This window comes from uncultured Winogradskyella sp., from assembly GCF_947501905.1.
Classification (GTDB): Bacteria; Bacteroidota; Bacteroidia; order Flavobacteriales; family Flavobacteriaceae; genus Winogradskyella.
Genome location: NZ_CANMXL010000001.1, coordinates 279,000 through 298,132, shown reverse-complemented (window position 1 = coordinate 298,132; position 19,133 = coordinate 279,000). Strand labels below are relative to the sequence as shown.

The following is a 19,133-nucleotide window of genomic DNA, read 5'->3' as shown; positions in this document are numbered from 1 at the left end:
TTTAATTAACAAATTTGAAACTGCTCAACATTTTATTAGCTGATTCTTTGTAAGTATCAAATTCAGCTGTAGAACTAGAGAATGTAAGTGCATACCCTGTTCCACCTCTTACAAAAATAACTTGTTTAAATTTTAAAATCATGTTATTACCAAAGTCTGCAGACCAAATGATTTCTTGACAATCTATACCATTTAGTTTTTTAGATTCGTTAGAAATAACCTTTGCTGCAGGGATTTGAATAGCAACTTGGTCTAAAGATATTTTAGCATAATCAGTAGCTGTAAGTTCTTGCCCTTGAAGTGACTCAGTCGATAGATTTATATTTTCCCTGAATTTGTCATTAGCTTGTGTCGATTCATCTGAAAGAATCATAAATTGTATGGAAGGTTGTATTTTTTGTTCACTAATTTCCCATGCAGTATCATACTCTATGGTGTAATTGTCTTTTGTGAATGTTTTCATCTCTTGCGCAAATGCAAAAGTCATTGCAAAAGATAATCCTAGTGTAAGTATTCTAGTTTTCATAATTTATTGTTTTAATATTTAATACATATGTTTTTGGGTTCAGTAAAAAAACGAAGCGCTTCAAAGCCACCTTCACGACCAACGCCACTAGCTTTTACACCTCCAAAAGGCGTCCGTAAATCTCGCATCATCCAGGTATTTACCCAAACGATTCCGGCTTGTAATTGGTTACTCATACGCATGGTGCGTTTCAGATTATTGGTCCATAGTGTTGCCGATAATCCATATTTAACTTTGTTTGCCATTTGGAGGACTTCGTCTTCAGAGCCAAAGGGCATAATGGTTACAACTGGACCAAAAATTTCTTCTTGGTTAACACGACATTCGTCATTTGGGACTTCAATTATTGTAGGTTCAAGATAATAGCCCTTTTCAAAACCTTCAACGGTAACTTCATTACCACCACAAAGAACTGTCCCGTTTTCTTCTTTAGCTATATCAATATACGCTTTTACTTTTTCGAGATGTGATTTTGATACTAAAGCACCAATATTAGTAGAAGCTTCAGACGGATGGCCAACTTTAAGCGTTTTTACTTTTGCTACAAAATCAATTTTGAATTTATCATAAATTGAAGCTTCTACAAAAATGCGACTCCCACATAAGCATATTTGACCTTGATTAGCAAATGATGAGCGAACCGTAGTATTCAGCATTACTTCATAATCACAATCTGCAAATATGATGTTTGGATTTTTCCCGCCTAATTCTAAAGATAGCTTTTTAAACATCGGTGCAGCGACTTTAGCAATATGTGCTCCAGTTGCTGTGCCTCCAGTAAAGGATATTGCTTTAATATCTGAATGTTCTACAATGGCTTGACCAGTTGTTGTGCCTAAGCCATGTACAATATTTAATACGCCTTTAGGTAAACCAGCTTCATTACAAATTTCACCTAATAGATACGCTGTCATAGGCGTGACTTCACTTGGCTTGGCAACTACACAATTTCCTGCAGCAATGGCAGGTGCTATTTTCCACGTGAATAAATAAAGCGGAAGATTCCATGGAGAAATACAGCCCACAACGCCAATAGGTTGACGCAAGGTGTAATTTATGGCTTGTTGTCCAACAGATTCATGACTTTCACTTGCAAACTGAGTAATAGCATTACCAAAGAATCTAAAATTACTTGCAGCTCTTGGAATATCTACAGCTTTGGCTAAGCTAATTGGCTTACCATTATCTTTACTTTCTGCTTCAGCAAAATGGTCTAGATTAGCTTCTAATAATTCTGAAATTTTAATTAGAATGCGACTACGTTCTTCTAAAGTGGTTTGTGACCAAATTGGAAATGCAGATTTAGCTGCGATATATGCATTTTCTACATCATCTTTTGAAGAGTTTGGGATTTGCCCATATACTTCTCCGTTTGATGGATTGTAATTGTCTATCCACTTATTTTGAAGTGGATTATGAAACTTTCCGTTGATGTAGTTTTGGATGTCCATTATAGTTTTTTATAAGCCATCACCTTAATCTCAATTACCAAATCTGGGTGCGGTAATTGATGTACTGCTACAGTAGTACGTGTAGGTCCAGTTTCTTTGTCAAAGAACTCTGCATAGGCTTTGTTATAATCTGCAAAATCATTCATATTTACTAAGAAAGAAGTCACATCAACGACGTCTTTTAAACTTGCACCTTCTTTAGCTAGATTGCTTTCAATATTTTTTAAAACTTCTTGTGTTTGGGTATAAGCGTTTAATTTTTTTGTTCCCATTTCATCTATAATATCCACACCCGCAATAGTGTTGTCCGGGAGACGAGAACTTGTGCCAGATACAAATATAAAATCGCCTACACGTTTTGTATGCGGATATGCACCTCGAGGTGTTACTATTTTTTCACTCATAGCTTAATGTAATCCAGCAATTCTATCGTCTTCAAGAATTGCTTCGGTTTCTGTTTTAACTTTATCTAATATGTCTTTAATATCATCTCCAGCAGAAATAATATTGTCACTTAGCATGTTTAATATGGCTTTGTCTTGAGCTCTTCCTCTTAACATGGCTTCTCTGTAGCCAATATGCTCATTAAAGGTAACCAAACTATATTTTGATGAATAGTTTTCAGGAAATTCTTTCTCCAAAGCCATTTCAATTTTTCGTTTTTCTTGAAATATAACTTGGCCTACATGGTCTTTCATTTCATAAAAATTATCAATGGCTAAATCGGCTATAGCATCAGTGTCCTTCTTTCTTGTTTTTTCGTATTCACTGAAAATAGTTTCCCAGTCGCCTTCATGATTGTCTAATACCGCATCAAATTCTACGACATCTTCAAAAGAAGCATTCATGCCTTGTCCATAAAACGGAACAATCGCATGTGCAGAATCTCCCATGAGAAGAGTATTACCTTTATAATGCCATGGCGAGCATTTTACAGTTCCTAAAGGTGCAGTAGGGTTTTCAAAGAAATCTTCAACCAAATTTGGCATGAGTTTTAAAGCGTCAGGAAATTCTTTTTGAAAGAACTCTATGACTATTTCTGGAGTTGTTAGATTATTAAAATTGTATTCACCTTCGTTATAACTTAAGAAGAGTGTTACTGTGAAACTACCGTCTAAATTTGGTAATGCAATGACCATGAAATCTCCACGAGGCCAAATATGTAAAGCATTTTTATAAGTTTTGTAATCACCATCTTCTGTTGGTAGAATACTTAATTCTTTATAACCATGTGTTAAATAATCTTGAGAAAAGCTAAATAGGAATTTACGTTCCAAATAATAACTTCTACGTAAAGCTGAGCCAGCGCCATCAGTTGCTATAATACAATCGGCATCTTCAATAAATTCATCTTTAGTTTCATAATCTTGAAAACGAGCAGTGGTATTTTCAAAATCAACAGACAGACATTTTTTGTTAAAGTGTATAGAAACGTTTTCATGTTTTTCGGCTTCATCGAGAAGCAAAGCATTTAATCCACCTCTTGAAATAGAATTGATATACTCATGGTCACGACCACTATAGTTAGATAAAAACGTATTGCCTTCTCTGTCATGAAGCATGCGCCCATTCATAGGAATACAAAGTGCTTTTACTTTTTCTTCAATTCCGACAAGCTTCATGCCTTTATTACCACGGTCAGAAAAGGCTAAGTTAATAGAACGGCCAGCAGAAATATCTGTTTTGCGTAAATCAGGACGCATTTCGTACACATTAACATTATAGCCGCGCTGTCCCATACGAAGAGCCAAAAGACTTCCGCACAAACCAGCTCCTATAATGAGTATGTTTTGTTGTTTGTTTCTCATAAAGCTTTTTTCAGTCTTTCAACAAATTGATACACATCCATAAACGAATTATATAGCGGTACTGGTGCACATCTTATCACATCTGGCTCACGCCAATCTGTTATGACTCCTGCTTCAGTTAGTTTTTTATGTAATGCTTTATCCGCGTTTTTTACTTGAATAGATAATTGGCAACCACGCTCTTCTGGATTTGAAGGTGTAATAATTTTAATATCAGAGTTGTTTAACTCGTTAATTAAAAACTCAAAATAGCCGGTTAACGTTTTCGATTTTAAACATAATTTATCAAAACCTGCATCTTTAAAAACATCTAATGAGGCTCTAATTGCTGCCATTGATAAAATAGGTGGATTGCTCAGTTGCCAACCTTCGGCACCTGGCAATTGGTCAAACTCATCACGCATTCTAAAACGTGTTTCTTTATTATGACTCCACCAACCTGTAAATCGATTTAGATCTTTTCTGTTGGCATGACGTTCATGTACAAAAGCACCAGATAAACTCCCTGGACCAGAATTTAAATATTTGTAGGTGCACCAAACTGCAAAGTCAGCTCCAGAATTATGTAGATTGAGTTGCACATTTCCTGCGCCATGTGCACAATCAAAACCAACTGTGCAGCCGTAACTGTGACCTAGCTCAGTGATGCGTTTTAAATCAAAAAATTGTCCTGTATAATAATTAACACCACCAATCATAATAAGCGCTATCTCATCGCCATGATTTTTTAGTATGGTTTCTAAATCTTCATAGTTTGCAAGTTCTTCATCGTCACGAGATTTCCATAATATTAATCCGTCTTTATCATCATAACCATGATGTCTTAATTGTGACTCTACTGCGTATTTATCACTAGGAAAAGCGTCTGCTTCTATTAAAATTTTATATCGTTTAGGTGTAGGTTTATAAAAACTTACCATCATTAAATGCAAATTGGCGGTTAGTGAGTTCATAACTATAACCTCTAGTGGTTTTGCGCCAACAATCTCTGCCATAGTTTCTGTAAGAAACTCATGATAGTGTAACCATGGGTTTTGACCTTCGGTATGACCTTCGACACCAAGATTTGCCCAATCTTCAAGTTCCTGGGTGATGTAGTTTTTTGTAATTTTTGGTTGTAGACCTAAAGAATTCCCAGTCATATAAACCAATTCATTTCCGTTGTTGTCTTTTGGGATGTGAAATTGATTCCGGTATTCTGCTAATTGGTCGTTTTGGTCTAGCTGTTTGGCAAAATCGAGACCTAGTTTATAGTTAGACAAATTGTGATTGCGTTTTGGTGTCTAACAAAAATAAGGATTTGATAGGCATAAAAAAAGCGCCTTGAACACAAAGCGCTAGAGAATATATATAGACGCCCGAAGGCGGAAAATGTAAGATATACGATTTAAGTCGAAACCTAAGCGCGAACCTTACATTATGCTTTAGAAAACCTTAATCTCGGTTTTTACTTTTACGTTTGCAAAGTTAAGGTTCCATTTGCCATCTTCTTGCTTATGGTCTGTTGCTATTTTAATACCGTTATAATCTTGGTAATTCTCAAAAGTTGTAGATAAAGATGGTGTCTCAGAATTACCTTTTCTAAAGGTCCATTCTCGTATCATATAATCCTTATCATAATAGATGTCATAGGCATCGCCAGGTGTATAACCGCCTTCGCTAGGATATAAAATAGTAATCATATCCATATCGGTTTTACTAATCGGAGTTTGAGCTTTTGCAGGTTCAGAAATTGTAGCCGTATTGTCCCAAACCAATTGAAATGGTACTAAGAGCCAATACTTATCATTAATAAAAGCACGGTCAGCATTTAAGCTTTGACTATCTATATTTAATCTACTGTATTTAAAGTTCTGTTCTCCAGCTGTCATTGATACACTATCTTTTTTTGGTAGCCATGACCATGAACGACCACTTCCTTTTATAGTATCTCTGTCAACTGCAAATGTAAATTGTACTTCGGTGACGTTTTTCCAGTTTTCAAAACCGTGAGCATTAGCAATTTTTTCTGCAATGGTCAGCTCCTTTTTTACTTCGGTTAGAGTTTCCGATTTATCAGATTTACAACTCACTGCAAAAATGAAAAGTAACAGAATGGCATATAAAGGTTTCATATTAAAAAATGATAAATTAATTTAGATGTAAAATTACACAACCATGAACGAGAATACTAATTATTTTGAAACCAATAAAGCCACTTGGAACAAAAAAGTAGCCATACATGCTCAGAGTGAAATGTATGATATGGAAGGTTTTAAATCAGGAAACATCTCGTTAATGCCATACGAATTAAAGGCTTTGGGAAATGTTGAAGGGAAATCTTTGTTGCATTTGCAATGCCATTTTGGGCAAGACACCTTAAGTTGGAGTAGGATGGGAGCGAAGTGTACAGCTGTAGATTTAAGTGATGAGGCTATTAATTTGGCTAAAGAGCTAAATACTGAATTGGGTCTAGATGCAGAGTTTGTGTGTTGTAATGTTTTAGATGCTTCAAAATATATTTCAGAAACTTTTGATATTGTTTTTACAAGTTATGGTACTATTGGTTGGTTACCAGATTTGAAACCTTGGGCCAAAATGATAGCAGAACGTTTAAAGCCTGGAGGTGTTTTTTATATTGTTGAGTTTCATCCTATTTTATGGATGTTTGATTATAACGAAGGTAAGCCCGAAATGAAATATCATTACAGTCAAGACGAAGTGATTTATGAAGAATATGAAGGCACTTATGCTGACCAATCTTCAAAAATGGTAAGTAAAGAATATGGTTGGAACCACGGTTTAGGCGAAGTGGTTAACGCACTTATTGAAGCTGGATTACAAATAGATTATCTCAATGAATATGACGAAAGTCCTTATGATGTTTTTCCAGGTTTAATTAAAACTGAAGATGGGCTTTATAAAATGAAAGACCAGCTGTTTCCTATGATTTTTGAGATTAAGGCGAGAAAGGTTTAGGTTAGTTTATCCTTGTCGTAAAATTTTATCCATTTTACGACCTCTTGCCAACTCATCAATTAGCTTTTCCATTTGCCTACATTGTTTGTATAAAATGAATTCATCTTCTATTTCTTCAATTCTGTAACCACAAACCACGCCTTTAATAAGGTGCTCGTTAGGATGTATTTTTGCTTCTTTAAAAAATGTTCCAAATGTTACTTTCTCTTCAATGAGTTCTTGTAGTTTTTTCTCGTCATAACCAGTAAACCATTCTATAACTTGATTCAATTCTTCTTTTGTTCTACCATTCTTTACCAACCTATTTAGGTAAAGAGGATAAATGGATGCAAATACCATATTAGCGACTTGTTCGTTTTTTTTGGCTGTGACTTTCATTTTATATGATTTTGATGGTTATTCTCTAAAAATCTTTATACAAACCTAATTTTATATTTTGAGTCTAGATACACAAGACCAAATAAGAGTATTCCGCCAATTACAAATGTTATTATATTAAACCCCAATGAATACTTATTCTTTTTAGAAATTTTAAATATCAAATAGAATAAAAAAGCAACTACAATTGCGGAAATAGTATACAGATTTAAGCCTAAATCTAAACTTACTCTTCCTTCGTCATTTGGTTTAAATTGATTTGCCCAAGAAGCACCTAATCTCATAATAAAAGGTAAGAATAAGAAAGGGTATAACATTATGCTTTTACGCTTTTTTAAAATGAAATAAAACACAATTGCTTGAACTATAGTAAATATTGGAGCAGAGATACTTGTGATTATTCGGTGTGCTTTTGGGAGTTTAATTGTTGAGTCTTTTAATGAAGCGCCATTAAGTGTAAACCCAGCATCATATCCTAAAAGTTCATAGGCTACCCAATGGCTCATCTCATGAAAAAAGAAGGTGAGGAAAGTTGCAACAATCATTATTGCAACATATTTAGTTAATTGAATTGCGTTCATTTTTGAGTTTTATTAGTTTAGTTCTTCGTGATTGCGGTTATGCATTGTTGGCAAACGTTTTTCTTCTATCCCCATCTATTCTCTAATTCCTCAAAGTTTCTTTCATAAAATAGTACAAATGCTTTAAGTCCATCTTCCTTGGTTTGTTCGGGAATTACGCTACAAAAATCTTTGTCATAGTAATCATATTCCACAAGTCCAAACCATTTTGCTTTTTTTCGAGTTATAGGTCTTTTGTAGCAAACATAAAATTCATATTCATTTAAATCTCCAACTATAGATACAGAAACACCATCGCCTTTGTCGTCTTCAATGTTTAATGAAGGTGAGTTATGTATTTGATTTTCATTCGCGCTAAGTTGAAGTTTTAGTAAGTCAAGCCATTGAAAATCATTGAATTTGGCAATAAATTCATCTTTAGTCAATAATTGCTCATTGACTAAATAAGATTTCAATGGATGAGATTCCGAATATTTTAATTTCAATTCTTTTAAATGTTTGTTAATATAATTATATAAGTAATGGTTGTGATATATCTCTAAACATATAAACCAAAATACTAAAAATAAAAAAACCGTTAGAATTTCTAACGGGTTTATGTTTTAATGCTTTGCGTTTTTCTTTAGCACTTCGGGCATTTTTGCTTGGAAACGCCTTAGTCTCGGAACAGAAACGCCTTGTATGTAACGTTGATTAGGGTGTAGTTTCTCATAATCTTGGTGATAGTCTTCAGCTACCCAAAACTTCTGAAACGGATAGACTTCCGCAGCTATTTTGGCGTCTAGCTTTTTGGCTAACGCAGTTTTCTTTTCTTCTATGATTTTCTTTTGCTCATCATTCTGGTAAAAGATTATAGAACGGTATTGCGAGCCTCTATCTGGTCCTTGTCCATTAACTTGTGTTGGATTTTGTGAAGCAAAATATACATCAACCAAAGTGGCAAAACTTACCACATTTGGGTCGTAAATAATTTCTACAGCCTCTGCATGACCAGTGTTTCCACGATTACTTGCCTCGTAAGTTGGATTTTTGGTATAACCGCCAGAGTAACCACTAATAGATTCTTCTACACCTTCTACACTTTCATAAACAGCTTCGACACACCAAAAACAACCACTTGCAAAATAAGCGCGTGCTTTTCCGTTTTTTATTGGGACTACAACTGGGTCTGCATCAATAACAGCTTGTTGTTTTTTATTGATGTTTTGTGCAGAATTATTACAACTGAATAATACAGCAATTACTATAAGAGAGAGATACTTTTTCATTTCGATTTTTTTTTACTTTTTCAATAGTCGTGCAAAGTTAGTTAACCTTAATTTTATAAGGTTTTAAAATTTTATTAAATAAAAAAAGCCTCTGAATTTTCAGAGGCTTTAATTACATTTAGTAGAAGATTACTTGCTTAGTTTAGCAAATAATTTTCCCATTTTTACTTTTTCTTCTTCAGCTAATGCTGCGTCAACTAATATACGACCACTATGCTCATCAGTAATTACTTTTTTGCGTGCAGCAATCTCAACTTGTACTTGTGGTGGTATTGTAAAGAAAGACCCTCCAGAAGCACCTCTTTCGATTGCTACTACAGCTAAACCGTTCTTTACATTATTTCTTATACGCTTGTATGCAACAACTAAACGTTCTTCGATTTTCTTTTGAAACTTTTCAGATTCACCGATAAGTGCTTTCTCTTCTTTTTCTGTTTCTTTAAGAATTTCGTCAAGTTCTCCTTTCTTGTGCTTTAAATGCTCAGAACGTTCTTTTAATTTTTCTTTTGCATCAGAAATGACTTCTTTTTTCTGCTCAATCTGTACTTTGTACTCTTTGATGTGTTTTTCAGCTAATTGAATCTCTAATTCCTGAAACTCAATCTCTTTGCTTAGAGAATTGTATTCTCTGTTATTTCTAACATTGTTTTGTTGCTCAGTGTATTTTTTGATAAGTGTTTTAGACTCTTCGATTTGATTTTTCTTAGACTTAATCTCTTCGTCTATAGTGTTAAGGCTATCGTTAAGCTTTTCTAATCTTGTATTAAGACCTGCAACATCGTCTTCTAAATCTCTTACTTCTAAAGGAAGCTCACCTCTGATGTTTCTAATTTCGTCTACTCTTGAGTCAATTAACTGTAAATCGTATAATGCTCTTAATCGCTCTTCTACAGTAGCTTCAGCTTTTTTTGCCATAATTATAAATACTTTACCGGATTTGTATTTGTGTTTGATAAAATGATTGCAAAATTAGTAATTTTTTTTGAGAGATAGTCTACTAAAAACGTTTTTGTGAACTGCTCACTCTCATAATGTCCAATGTCTGCAACTATTATGTCATTTTCGGCAGAGAAAAAGTCATGATATTTAAGGTCTGCAGTCACCAAAACTTCAGCACCAGCAGCTTTTGCAGCCCCTATGGCAAAACTACCTGAGCCACCTAAAACGGCAACTTTTTTTACAGGTTTATTTAAGAATTTTGAATGTCTTACTGATGAAGCATTCATTCTATCTTTAACAAATTTGAGAAAATCACTTTCGGATTGAGAATTTTCAAGCTCACCAACCATTCCCATACCAATATGTTGGTTTGTATTATCTAGAGTGGTAACCTCGAAAGCAACTTCTTCATATGGATGCGCTTCAAATAGTGTTTTTAGAATTTTTGATTCTAAATGTTTTTGAAAAGTAATATTAAGTTGAATTTCTTCCTCTTCTTGTAGTTGTCCACTTTGGCCAATTACTGGGTTTGAATCTTCATTACCTTTAAACGTTCCAACACCTTCAGTATTAAAACTACAATTATCATAATTGCCTATGTTACCTGCTCCAGCATTAAAAAGTGATTGTCTTAATGTGTCGGCATTAGCTTTAGGAACGTAAGTGGTTAGCTTTTTAATTGTTCCTCTTTGATGCATTAAAATCTGCTTGTTTTTTAGGTTTAATTGGTCGCAAATAATAGCATTTACACCTTGAAAAGCATTGTCTAGAGCTGTATGAATAGCAAAAATAGCTATATTGTGTTGTATGGCTTTTATGACCACACGCTCTACATAGTTTTTCCCAGTGAGCTTTTTTAAGCCTTTATAGATAATAGGGTGAAAGCTTACAATAAGGTTACACTCTTTTTCAATGGCTTCATCTACAACAGCTTCTAGCGTATCTAAAGTTACTAAAACGCCAGAAACAGATTGGTTTTTATCACCAACTAAAAGTCCGACATTATCAAAATCTTCAGCATAAGCCAAAGGTGCTAAATCGTGTAAATGATTAATGACATCTTGTACAAGCATTGAATTTGTGTTTTTTGTAAATATAAATATTAAAGATATATATTACTTTCGTGTTAATGAAAATCCTAAGAATACTATTATTCCCAATTGTTCCCATTTACTTTTTAGTGACTTGGCTAAGAAATAAGCTCTATGATTCTGGGCTTAAATCTTCAAAGTCTTACGATTTTTCAGTGATTTGTGTGGGTAACCTAAGTACAGGCGGTACAGGAAAAACACCTATGATTGAATATCTGGTAAGATTATTATCAAAAAAAAAGAAAGTTGCAACGCTTAGCCGAGGTTATAAACGCGTTACCAAAGGTTTTCTTTTAGCTAATGATAAAGCAAATGTAGATACTATTGGAGATGAGCCGTTTCAGTTTTATAAAAAATACAAAGACATTTATGTTGCTGTCGATGAAGATAGACAACATGGTATAGCAGAATTACGAAATTTAAATTTAAAACCAGAAATTATACTTCTGGATGATGCTTATCAGCATAGAAAAGTAAACCCTGGATTAAATATTTTATTGACCTCTTACAATAAGTTATATACTAATGATATTGTTTTACCCACTGGAAATTTAAGAGAGCCAAAGTTAGGGGCAAAGCGTGCAAATATTATTGTAGTTACAAAGTGTCCAGATAATTTGCCTGAAGAAAAAAAGGCAGCAGTTGTAAAACAGATTGCTCCAAAGAATCATCAGAATGTGTTTTTTAGTAGTATAAAGTACAGCGAAAAAGTGATGTCTGAATCATCTGAAAAAAGGCTACATGATTTGTCTTCATTTACCCTAGTGACAGGTATTGCAAATGCTAAACCATTGGTTGAATTTTTAAAATCAAAAGCTTTAGATTTTGAACATCTAGAATATGGTGACCATTATAATTTTACGATAAAGGACATTGAGCTATTAGAACAAAAAGATTTGATTTTAACAACCGAAAAGGATTATATGCGATTGTTAGATATAGAAAGTTTACGTTCTAAATTATTCTATTTGCCTATAGAAATAGTCTTGGATAAGCCTATAGAATTTAATATGTTAATTGGGGAATTTGTTAGTTAAGCAGTCGCTTCCGATTTTCCTGAAAGTGCAGTGTATAGTTTCTTTTCAAAGGTTTCTTGTTTGAATGGCTTAGAGATAATATCATCAAAACCGGCTTCATCAAACTCATGCATTTTATCTTCAAGAGTTACTGCAGTTAAAGCAAAAATAGTAAGCTCTTTATTGAAAGTACGTATACGCCTAGTAGCTTCTAGACCGCTAATACCCGGCATATGAATATCCATTAAGACAACATTATATTCTGTATCCTTAACCATATTTACGGCTTCTTCTCCGTTATCTACGATATCACAACCAAGTCCCATTTTGGTCAAGATTTTTTTGGTAATCATTTGGTTGATTTTGTTGTCTTCTACCACCAAAATTTTAATACTCTCTAAATCCAATGCTTTAATGTTTTCTATATGTTTACTTTCTTTAACAACTGCTTTTTTCTTTGGTTCAACATGTTTTAGAGGCAGTTCAAAAAAGAAACTTGTGCCTTTACCTAATTGACTCTTAAGATATATTTTACCTTCTAAGATTTTTATAAGACCTTTTACAATAGAGAGTCCTAAACCTGTACCACCATATTTTCTGTTAATCTGAATTGATCCTTGAGAGAAACTCTCGAACATTTGCTCTTGTTTTTCTTTAGAGATACCAATACCATTATCCTGGATTTCAAAATTAAGGCGGTAAAGATTTTTCTTAACTTCTGCTTTTTTAACTCTAACCCAAATATCCCCGTCTTTAGTAAACTTTATGGCGTTTCCTAATAAGTTGATTAAGATTTGAGAAATCTTGAGCTGGTCACCAATATACGTTTCAGGAAGGTTTTCTTCGTAATCAAAATGTATCTTAGTATTGTTGTCTTTTGCTGAATTATTAAGTGCAGCAATAACGTTTTCAATCTTTGTTTTAAGATTAAAATCTTCTGGGTCTAATTCTACTTTATTGGCTTCAATCTTATTAATCTGAAGTATATCATTAATGAAAGTAAGGAGGTAATCACCAGAGAATTTAAGAGATTTTAAATGTGGAATTTGTTTCTCCTTTGGTTCTTCGTCTAAAAGTAAATTTGTTAAACCAGTTACAGCATACAAAGGTGTTCTTAGTTCGTGAGTTACTGTAGACAAGAAGTTTGCTTTAGTTTTTGATGCCAATTCTGCTTTTTCCTTTGCGACAATAAGTTCATCGTTTTTTATTTGAAGCATATTGTTTGTTCGCAGTCTAATATTATTGTTTTTGTATAGAGAAAGCGTTAATAAAGACAGAATTGTAATTAAAGAAATACTTAATATGGTAGTTATTCTTGCAAGATTACTTCCTACATCAGCTTCGGTAATTTGGTCTTTTAGTTGTTGATTTTCGGCATTTTGATAGTCAACTATATGTTGAGTGCTTTTTTCAGTAGATAAATTTTCTCTCTGAATATTTAACAGAGAATCTGATAATTGTATATGTTTGTTTAGATAAAGGTTAGCCGACTTATATTGCTTTTTGCTCTGATATATTTTGCTTAGAGTTAGATAAGCATTGTTCAAGTTTTCTGTAGAGTTGTTTTCTTGAGCAATATCTAAACCTGTTTGTGCTTGATCTAGGGCTAAATTATATTCTTCTTTACTTTGATATACATTAGCATTTAGGATATAACTACTACTAAGCACACGATTTAGTTCATACTTGTTTGCAATAATTATTGCACGTTCAAGCTTTTCATGAGCTTTTTCAGGCTGACCAAGCTTATTATATACTCTTGCTTCGTTTAAGTTGACTTCAGCTTCATATTTTTCTGAGCTTTCATCTTCAAAACTATTTAATGCATTAGAATAATATTCAAGTGCAGTTTTATATTGTTTAAGATTGCTATGTATTACACCTCGAATATTATAAGTAAGACCAAGGTTAGTTTTATCATTAATATTTCTTTGAATACTTATGGCTTTTGTTAATGATGAAATTGCCTGCTCGGGTTCTTCAATTAAGTATTGAAGTTTAGCAATTTTTGTATAAATAACACCCTCACTTTTTCGGTCATTGATTTTTATGGAAATATCGAGCGCTTTTTCCAGATTATCTTTAGCATTATAGTAGTCTCCGCGCGTAGTAAGCAGCTTTGCTTGATCAAGCTGTTGTTGAAGAGAGATTTCAAGTTCTCCAATATCTAGCTCGTCAGTGGTTTGAGCTTGGTTGGTTAAGCCAAATACTATAAAAAATAAGAATATGTAAAGTTTAGTTTGGGACATTACAACATATTTAACAAACAAATATAATTATTTATTCGATAAAAGTGTATTTTTTTCCGATAAATTACATATAAGTTCAATTAAACGTGAGCTATAGCCAGTTTCATTATCGTACCAGCCAATAATTTTTACCATGTTTCCAATAACCGAAGTCATCTGTGCATCAAATATACAAGAGTGTGTATTTCCGTTAATATCAATAGAAACTATTGGGTCTTCAGTATATTGAAGTATTCTTTTTAAATGTGTTTGCGAAGCTTTTTTAAATAGGTCGTTAACATGGGCAATAGTCACTTCGCTTTCTACATTAAAAGTAATATCAGTCAAAGAGCCATTAGGAACAGGTACTCTGATACCACAACCACCAATTACATCCTCTAAGTCAGGAAATATCTTGGTTAGTGCTTTTGCTGCTCCAGTAGTTGTAGGCACAATAGATTGTCCTGCGGCTCTTGCTCTACGCAAATCTCTATGCGGCTGATCGTGTAAGCTTTGGTCAGTCGTATAAGAGTGTATTGTGGTAATGTATGCTTGTTTTACGCCAAAATTTTCATGCATTAAAGCCATCATTGGTGCTGCGTTATTGGTTGTACATGATGCATTAGAGATGATTGTTTCACTACCATCTAAGATGTTGTCATTTACACCTAAAACAACAGTTTTTATAGAATCATCTGATGGTGGCACAGATAGTATAACACGTTTTGCACCATTGATAATATGGTTCTTTAATTGGGCTTCGGTTTTAAATTTTCCAGTTGCCTCGACAACAAAATCTGGTCGGTAATTATGCCAATTTATTTTAGAAATATCACTTTGACTTAGTAAAGGGATTTTTTCACCATCTATAATAATTTCATTTTTAGAATGCTCAATGCTTTTATTTAAAACACCATGGATACTGTCATACTTGAGCAAATGACTTAAAGTTCTAGCATCTGCTAGATCATTAATAGCTACTATTTTTATATTGGGATTATTTAGCGAAAGCCTTAAGAATCGTCTTCCAATTCTACCAAAACCATTTATGGCAACTCTAATCATTAATTAATGTGCTTTTGAGCTTTATATGAAGAGCGAACCAAAGCACTACTTTCTACGTGTCTAAACCCAAGTTCTAAGCCAATAGTTTTATAGTCTTCAAACTCATCTGGATTAACAAATCGTTGTACAGGAAGGTGCTTTTTACTTGGTTGTAGATATTGCCCAATGGTTACGACATCTACATCATTTTCTCGTAAGTCATGCAATGTTTGTATAACTTCTTCACGAGCTTCACCAAGTCCTAACATGATTCCTGATTTTGTTCTGCGTTGCCCTTGTTGTTTTAAATATTTGAGAACACCCATGCTACGGTCATATTTGGCTTGGATTCTAACTTCTCTAGTTAAACGTCTCACGGTTTCTATATTATGAGATACTACTTCTGGAGCTACATCAATAATGCGGTCTATGTGCCTTTCTACACCTTGAAAATCAGGAATTAGAGTTTCTAAAGTAGTTTCAGGGTTCATTCTCCTGACGGCTTTTACCGTTTCTGACCACATAATGCTTCCCATATCTTTTAAATCGTCACGATCTACGCTTGTTAAAACAGCATGTTTAATCCCCATTAATTTTATAGAACGGGCTACTTTTTCTGGTTCATCCCAATCTACATCTTCTGGTCTACCAGTTTTAACGCCGCAAAATCCACAAGAACGCGTACAAACATTACCCAAAATCATAAAGGTCGCTGTGCCTTCTCCCCAACATTCACCCATATTAGGGCAGCTACCAGAAGTACAAATTGTATTCAACTTGTATTTGTCAACAAGGCTTCGTAATTCGGTGTATTTTTTCCCTGTTGGGAGTTTAACACGTAACCATTTTGGTTTACGTTCAGGAAGTATATTTGATGCTGTTTTGGTCTCCATTCAAATTTCTGTTTCGACCCAACAAAGATACGAAGTAAAAAATTAAAAAATTCTAAAGTATTGTTACATACCATACACCAAAACTGATGAGGAATATAATGCCCAACCAACTTAGAATATGCATACTCATTTTAGGACGCCATTGTTTTGGAACATGATTAGAACTCATAAGTTTATAGTTAATTATGGCATAAAAGGGTGCTGTTAAAAAAGAGAGAACTGTTGCCGTTTTGACTAGTGTTCCTAGCTCAGCACTTAAAAAAAAGAATATGATTAATGTACCTAGAAAGAGTATTGCTAGCCAGAAATTATAACTCTTTGCTAATCTTGAATTTGATAAAATTGAAGTTGTACGTTCCATTACTCTAGGAGATGCATCAAATGTTGTTAGTGTTGTACTAAACATAGTGGTTAAAGCTGCCAACCCAATAATTGCATATGCCCAATCACCTAGGCTGTCAGTATACATTTGTATGAGTTGAGATGAGAATCCTGAAGCAGATGTACTTAAAGTTTCGCCAGAATTATAAAATACCAATGCACCAAGTGTTAAAAATCCAAGACCTAATATAAGAGTTGTGATATAGCCAATATTAAAATCAAAAAGTGCAGTTTTAGTATTAAATTCTTTATTGTCTTTATGTTTTTCTATAGACCATAATGAATGCCAAATAGAAATATCTAATGGTGCTGGCATCCAACCCATAAAGGCAATTAAAAATACCCAACTAGATTTTTCTGGAAACACTTGACTTAAACTTATAGTATTTTCTGAGTTTAATCCTGAAGCTATAACAGCAACGATTGTAGTAACTGTTAGTGTTAAAACAATTATTTTCATCAGTTTGTCTAATAACTTGTAACGTCCTAGTATAAGAATGCTTGTACAAATTCCTAGCAGAATTACGGTCCATATTTGTACGCTATTTATAGATAAATTACCAATTACAAGAGGCTTAAATTCAAATACAACATGAGATGCCAAACTAGCAGTAACAATTGTAACTGCGGTTTGTATGGTAAACATAGTAGCAAAAGTGAGTAAAAAATAGGCTGTTAATACTCCTTTTCCTAACCGTTTATAGCCATCTATCAAGCTTTCGCCTGTAGCCATTGCATATCTAGGTCCGTATTGAAAAAAAGGATATTTGAATATATTAACTAGTAGTAAAGCCCAAAGCAGTCCAAAGCCAAAATTTGCCCCAGCTCTTGTAGACTGTACCAAATGAGAGACGCCAATAGCTGCACCAGCAAATAATAATCCTGGACCTAATTTTTTTAATGTGTTAAGCATTTGGCTTGGTAATAATTTGAGCTAGAAGTTTTTTAGCTCTTAAGAGCTTTACTTTTACATTATTAATAGGTTCTTCTAGTTCTTTGGAAATATCTTTGTAGCTCAACTCCTGAAAATATCTAAGGTTAATGACTTCTTGATAATGCGGTTTTAGTTTTTTTATGTCTCTTAGGAGTTTTGCTAAATTTTGTTCTCTAATAATCTTGTCTTCAGGCGTAGGAGATTCGTCAGGGATATCGTAAACAATATCATCATTACGTTCATTTATTCTACTGTTTATTGATGATTTGTGCTTTCTTACTAAGTCTATGTGAATGTTTTTTGAAATGGTAATTAACCAAGTCTTAAAAACATATTTATCATTATAGTTATCTATTTTGTCAAAAGCTTTTGAGAATGTCTGTATGGTAATATCTTCGGCATCATTTTCATTTTCTGTTCGCTTAAGCTGAAAACCATATACATCGTTCCAATATTTATCTAATAAATAATTGAATGCAGCTTGGTCATTTTGCTTAGCGAGTTCAATAGCTTTTTTTACTTCCAATGCTTAGGTTTTGAGATGAGATTAGCACTAAAGATAGCTAATTGAAAAATAATTAGAAAAATTTCTAATAAAGGAATAAATATAATTAAGTCTGAAGATTTTAGCTTTTTTGCAGCTAGACCAACAGATATATATTGAATTATAATCCTGAAGCCTAATACGGCCAAAACAATTTCCCATTGGTGTAAAAACAGTAGAAGAATAGTTGTTAAAGTCCAAAATGTAAACTGACTGAAGAAGTACAGACCAAGTAGAAATTTGTGTAATGGCTTATAGTGTTTAGCAGTGCTTATATGTCGACGTTTTTGTATAACCCAATCTTTAAATGTCTTTTTTGGCTCTGAAATAGTAAAGCTTTCTTCAGAAATACAAATAGCAGTATTGCTATTATTTGCGATAGCATTTACAAATAAATCATCATCGCCAGACTTAACTTCCATATGTTTCATAAATCCGGAATTGTTGAAGAAGAGCTCCTTTCTGTAGGCTAGATTTCGACCAACACCCATATACGGACTGCCCATTCTTGCATATGAAAAGTACTGTGTGGCTGTCATTACAGTTTCAAACCGTATTAGTACATTTAATAAAGAATGCTTGATTTTGGCATAAGCACCATATCCTAAAATAATAGATTTCTTATTACTGAAATGACTACTCATTTCTTTAAGCCATTGATCAGAAGCAGGAGCACAGTCCGCATCTGTGAATAATAAAAACTCGTATTTAGATGCTTTTATGCCAAGTGTCAAGGCATACTTTTTGTTTCCCCAGAACTGTTCGATTGGTTTTACATCTACTACTGTAATATTATGATGTTTTGATGCGTATTCTTCAATAACATCTAGGGTTTCGTCCCAAGAGTTATCGTTAATCAGAACAATTTCAAAGTTGTCATAATTTTGATTAATTATTTTCGATAGATTCTGTCTTAGATTTTCAGCTTCGTTCTTTGCGCAAACTATTATAGATACAGGTATATTTTTTTGCTTTCCTTTTGTGGATTTAAGTGATGAGAAAAAATTTAGAAAACAGATGTAATAAATATATTGGATTATAGCTATAGCTATAAAAAAATAGAATAGTACTTGGAGTACGCCCATTTATATAT

Annotated in this window: 20 protein-coding genes; 2 read left to right on the top strand and 18 right to left on the bottom strand. The window is 33.5% G+C overall.

What is annotated here, in order from left to right; genetic code table 11:
* Nucleotide 1: 1 nt before the first annotated feature.
* From Q0770_RS01450 to Q0770_RS01425, 6 genes are all read right to left on the bottom strand, one after another.
* Nucleotides 2-526, bottom strand: a complete 525-nt coding sequence (locus Q0770_RS01450; protein WP_299113260.1) for a hypothetical protein — start codon at nt 524-526, stop codon at nt 2-4.
* Nucleotides 527-537: 11 nt separating this feature from the next.
* Nucleotides 538-1,977 carry an aldehyde dehydrogenase gene (locus tag Q0770_RS01445; protein WP_299113258.1) on the bottom strand — a complete coding sequence of 480 codons (1,440 nt, stop codon included), beginning with the start codon at nt 1,975-1,977 and terminating at the stop codon, nt 538-540.
* A complete protein-coding gene (locus tag Q0770_RS01440) occupies nt 1,977-2,381 on the bottom strand; it encodes a RidA family protein (RefSeq protein WP_299113256.1) in 405 nt (134 codons plus the stop codon). The genes Q0770_RS01445 and Q0770_RS01440 overlap by 1 nt, the downstream gene beginning before the upstream one ends.
* Nucleotides 2,382-2,384: 3 nt before the next feature.
* Nucleotides 2,385-3,785 carry an NAD(P)/FAD-dependent oxidoreductase gene (locus tag Q0770_RS01435; protein WP_299113254.1) on the bottom strand — a complete coding sequence of 467 codons (1,401 nt, stop codon included), beginning with the start codon at nt 3,783-3,785 and terminating at the stop codon, nt 2,385-2,387.
* Nucleotides 3,782-5,047: a kynureninase gene (gene kynU / locus Q0770_RS01430; RefSeq protein ID WP_299113252.1), complete on the bottom strand. Its 1,266-nt coding sequence runs from the start codon at nt 5,045-5,047 to the stop codon at nt 3,782-3,784. The genes Q0770_RS01435 and kynU overlap by 4 nt, the downstream gene beginning before the upstream one ends.
* 162 nt (nt 5,048-5,209) lie before the next feature.
* Nucleotides 5,210-5,899, bottom strand: coding sequence for a hypothetical protein (locus Q0770_RS01425; protein ID WP_299113250.1), 690 nt, complete (start codon nt 5,897-5,899; stop codon nt 5,210-5,212).
* 43 nt (nt 5,900-5,942) lie between these two features.
* Between Q0770_RS01425 and Q0770_RS01420 the strand changes: the two genes are divergently transcribed.
* The gene (locus Q0770_RS01420; RefSeq protein WP_299113248.1) at nt 5,943-6,743 is read left to right on the top strand and encodes a class I SAM-dependent methyltransferase; all 801 of its coding nucleotides are present in this window, start codon (nt 5,943-5,945) and stop codon (nt 6,741-6,743) included.
* 6 nt (nt 6,744-6,749) lie between these two features.
* Here the strand turns inward: Q0770_RS01420 and Q0770_RS01415 are convergent, their stop codons facing one another.
* The 6 genes from Q0770_RS01415 to Q0770_RS01390 all read right to left on the bottom strand — a co-directional run bounded on the left by Q0770_RS01415 (nt 6,750) and on the right by Q0770_RS01390 (nt 10,982).
* Nucleotides 6,750-7,121, bottom strand: coding sequence for a DUF2200 domain-containing protein (locus Q0770_RS01415; RefSeq protein WP_299113246.1), 372 nt, complete (start codon nt 7,119-7,121; stop codon nt 6,750-6,752).
* Nucleotides 7,122-7,156: 35 nt separating this feature from the next.
* The gene (locus Q0770_RS01410) at nt 7,157-7,702 is read right to left on the bottom strand and encodes a hypothetical protein (RefSeq protein WP_299113244.1); all 546 of its coding nucleotides are present in this window, start codon (nt 7,700-7,702) and stop codon (nt 7,157-7,159) included.
* A gap of 65 nt (nt 7,703-7,767) precedes the next feature.
* On the bottom strand, nt 7,768-8,187 hold the full coding sequence (locus tag Q0770_RS01405) for a hypothetical protein (protein ID WP_299113242.1): 420 nt from the start codon (nt 8,185-8,187) through the stop codon (nt 7,768-7,770).
* Between the two features lie 117 nt (nt 8,188-8,304).
* On the bottom strand, nt 8,305-8,970 hold the full coding sequence (gene msrA, locus Q0770_RS01400) for a peptide-methionine (S)-S-oxide reductase MsrA (protein ID WP_299113240.1): 666 nt from the start codon (nt 8,968-8,970) through the stop codon (nt 8,305-8,307).
* A gap of 129 nt (nt 8,971-9,099) precedes the next feature.
* Nucleotides 9,100-9,885 (bottom strand): zinc ribbon domain-containing protein, encoded by a 786-nt coding sequence (locus tag Q0770_RS01395; protein ID WP_299113238.1) that lies wholly within the window; start codon nt 9,883-9,885, stop codon nt 9,100-9,102.
* A 2-nt stretch (nt 9,886-9,887) separates the two neighbouring features.
* Nucleotides 9,888-10,982 carry a Nif3-like dinuclear metal center hexameric protein gene (locus tag Q0770_RS01390; protein WP_299113236.1) on the bottom strand — a complete coding sequence of 365 codons (1,095 nt, stop codon included), beginning with the start codon at nt 10,980-10,982 and terminating at the stop codon, nt 9,888-9,890.
* 56 nt (nt 10,983-11,038) lie between these two features.
* Between Q0770_RS01390 and lpxK the strand changes: the two genes are divergently transcribed.
* Nucleotides 11,039-12,037: a tetraacyldisaccharide 4'-kinase gene (lpxK, locus tag Q0770_RS01385; RefSeq protein WP_299113234.1), complete on the top strand. Its 999-nt coding sequence runs from the start codon at nt 11,039-11,041 to the stop codon at nt 12,035-12,037.
* Here lpxK and Q0770_RS01380 read toward each other — a convergent pair.
* Genes Q0770_RS01380 through Q0770_RS01355 form a run of 6 tightly spaced genes read right to left on the bottom strand, consistent with a single transcriptional unit; the run spans nt 12,034 to nt 19,125 of the window.
* Nucleotides 12,034-14,265, bottom strand: a complete 2,232-nt coding sequence (locus tag Q0770_RS01380; protein ID WP_299113232.1) for an ATP-binding protein — start codon at nt 14,263-14,265, stop codon at nt 12,034-12,036. The two genes, lpxK and Q0770_RS01380, sit on opposite strands and share 4 nt — an antisense overlap.
* A 27-nt stretch (nt 14,266-14,292) precedes the next feature.
* Nucleotides 14,293-15,309: a type I glyceraldehyde-3-phosphate dehydrogenase gene (gene gap, locus Q0770_RS01375; RefSeq protein ID WP_299113230.1), complete on the bottom strand. Its 1,017-nt coding sequence runs from the start codon at nt 15,307-15,309 to the stop codon at nt 14,293-14,295.
* Complete coding sequence (gene lipA, locus Q0770_RS01370) at nt 15,309-16,181, bottom strand: lipoyl synthase (RefSeq protein WP_299113228.1); 873 nt, start codon at nt 16,179-16,181, stop codon at nt 15,309-15,311. The genes gap and lipA overlap by 1 nt, the downstream gene beginning before the upstream one ends.
* 52 nt (nt 16,182-16,233) lie before the next feature.
* Nucleotides 16,234-17,475 carry an Nramp family divalent metal transporter gene (locus Q0770_RS01365; RefSeq protein ID WP_299113225.1) on the bottom strand — a complete coding sequence of 414 codons (1,242 nt, stop codon included), beginning with the start codon at nt 17,473-17,475 and terminating at the stop codon, nt 16,234-16,236.
* Entirely contained in the window at nt 17,468-18,022 is a 555-nt protein-coding gene (locus Q0770_RS01360) for an RNA polymerase sigma factor (RefSeq protein WP_299113223.1), read from the bottom strand. Before Q0770_RS01360 ends, Q0770_RS01365 begins: the two co-directional genes overlap by 8 nt.
* Nucleotides 18,013-19,125 (bottom strand): glycosyltransferase, encoded by a 1,113-nt coding sequence (locus Q0770_RS01355; protein WP_299113221.1) that lies wholly within the window; start codon nt 19,123-19,125, stop codon nt 18,013-18,015. The genes Q0770_RS01360 and Q0770_RS01355 overlap by 10 nt, the downstream gene beginning before the upstream one ends.
* Between the last annotated feature and the right edge of the window lie 8 nt (nt 19,126-19,133).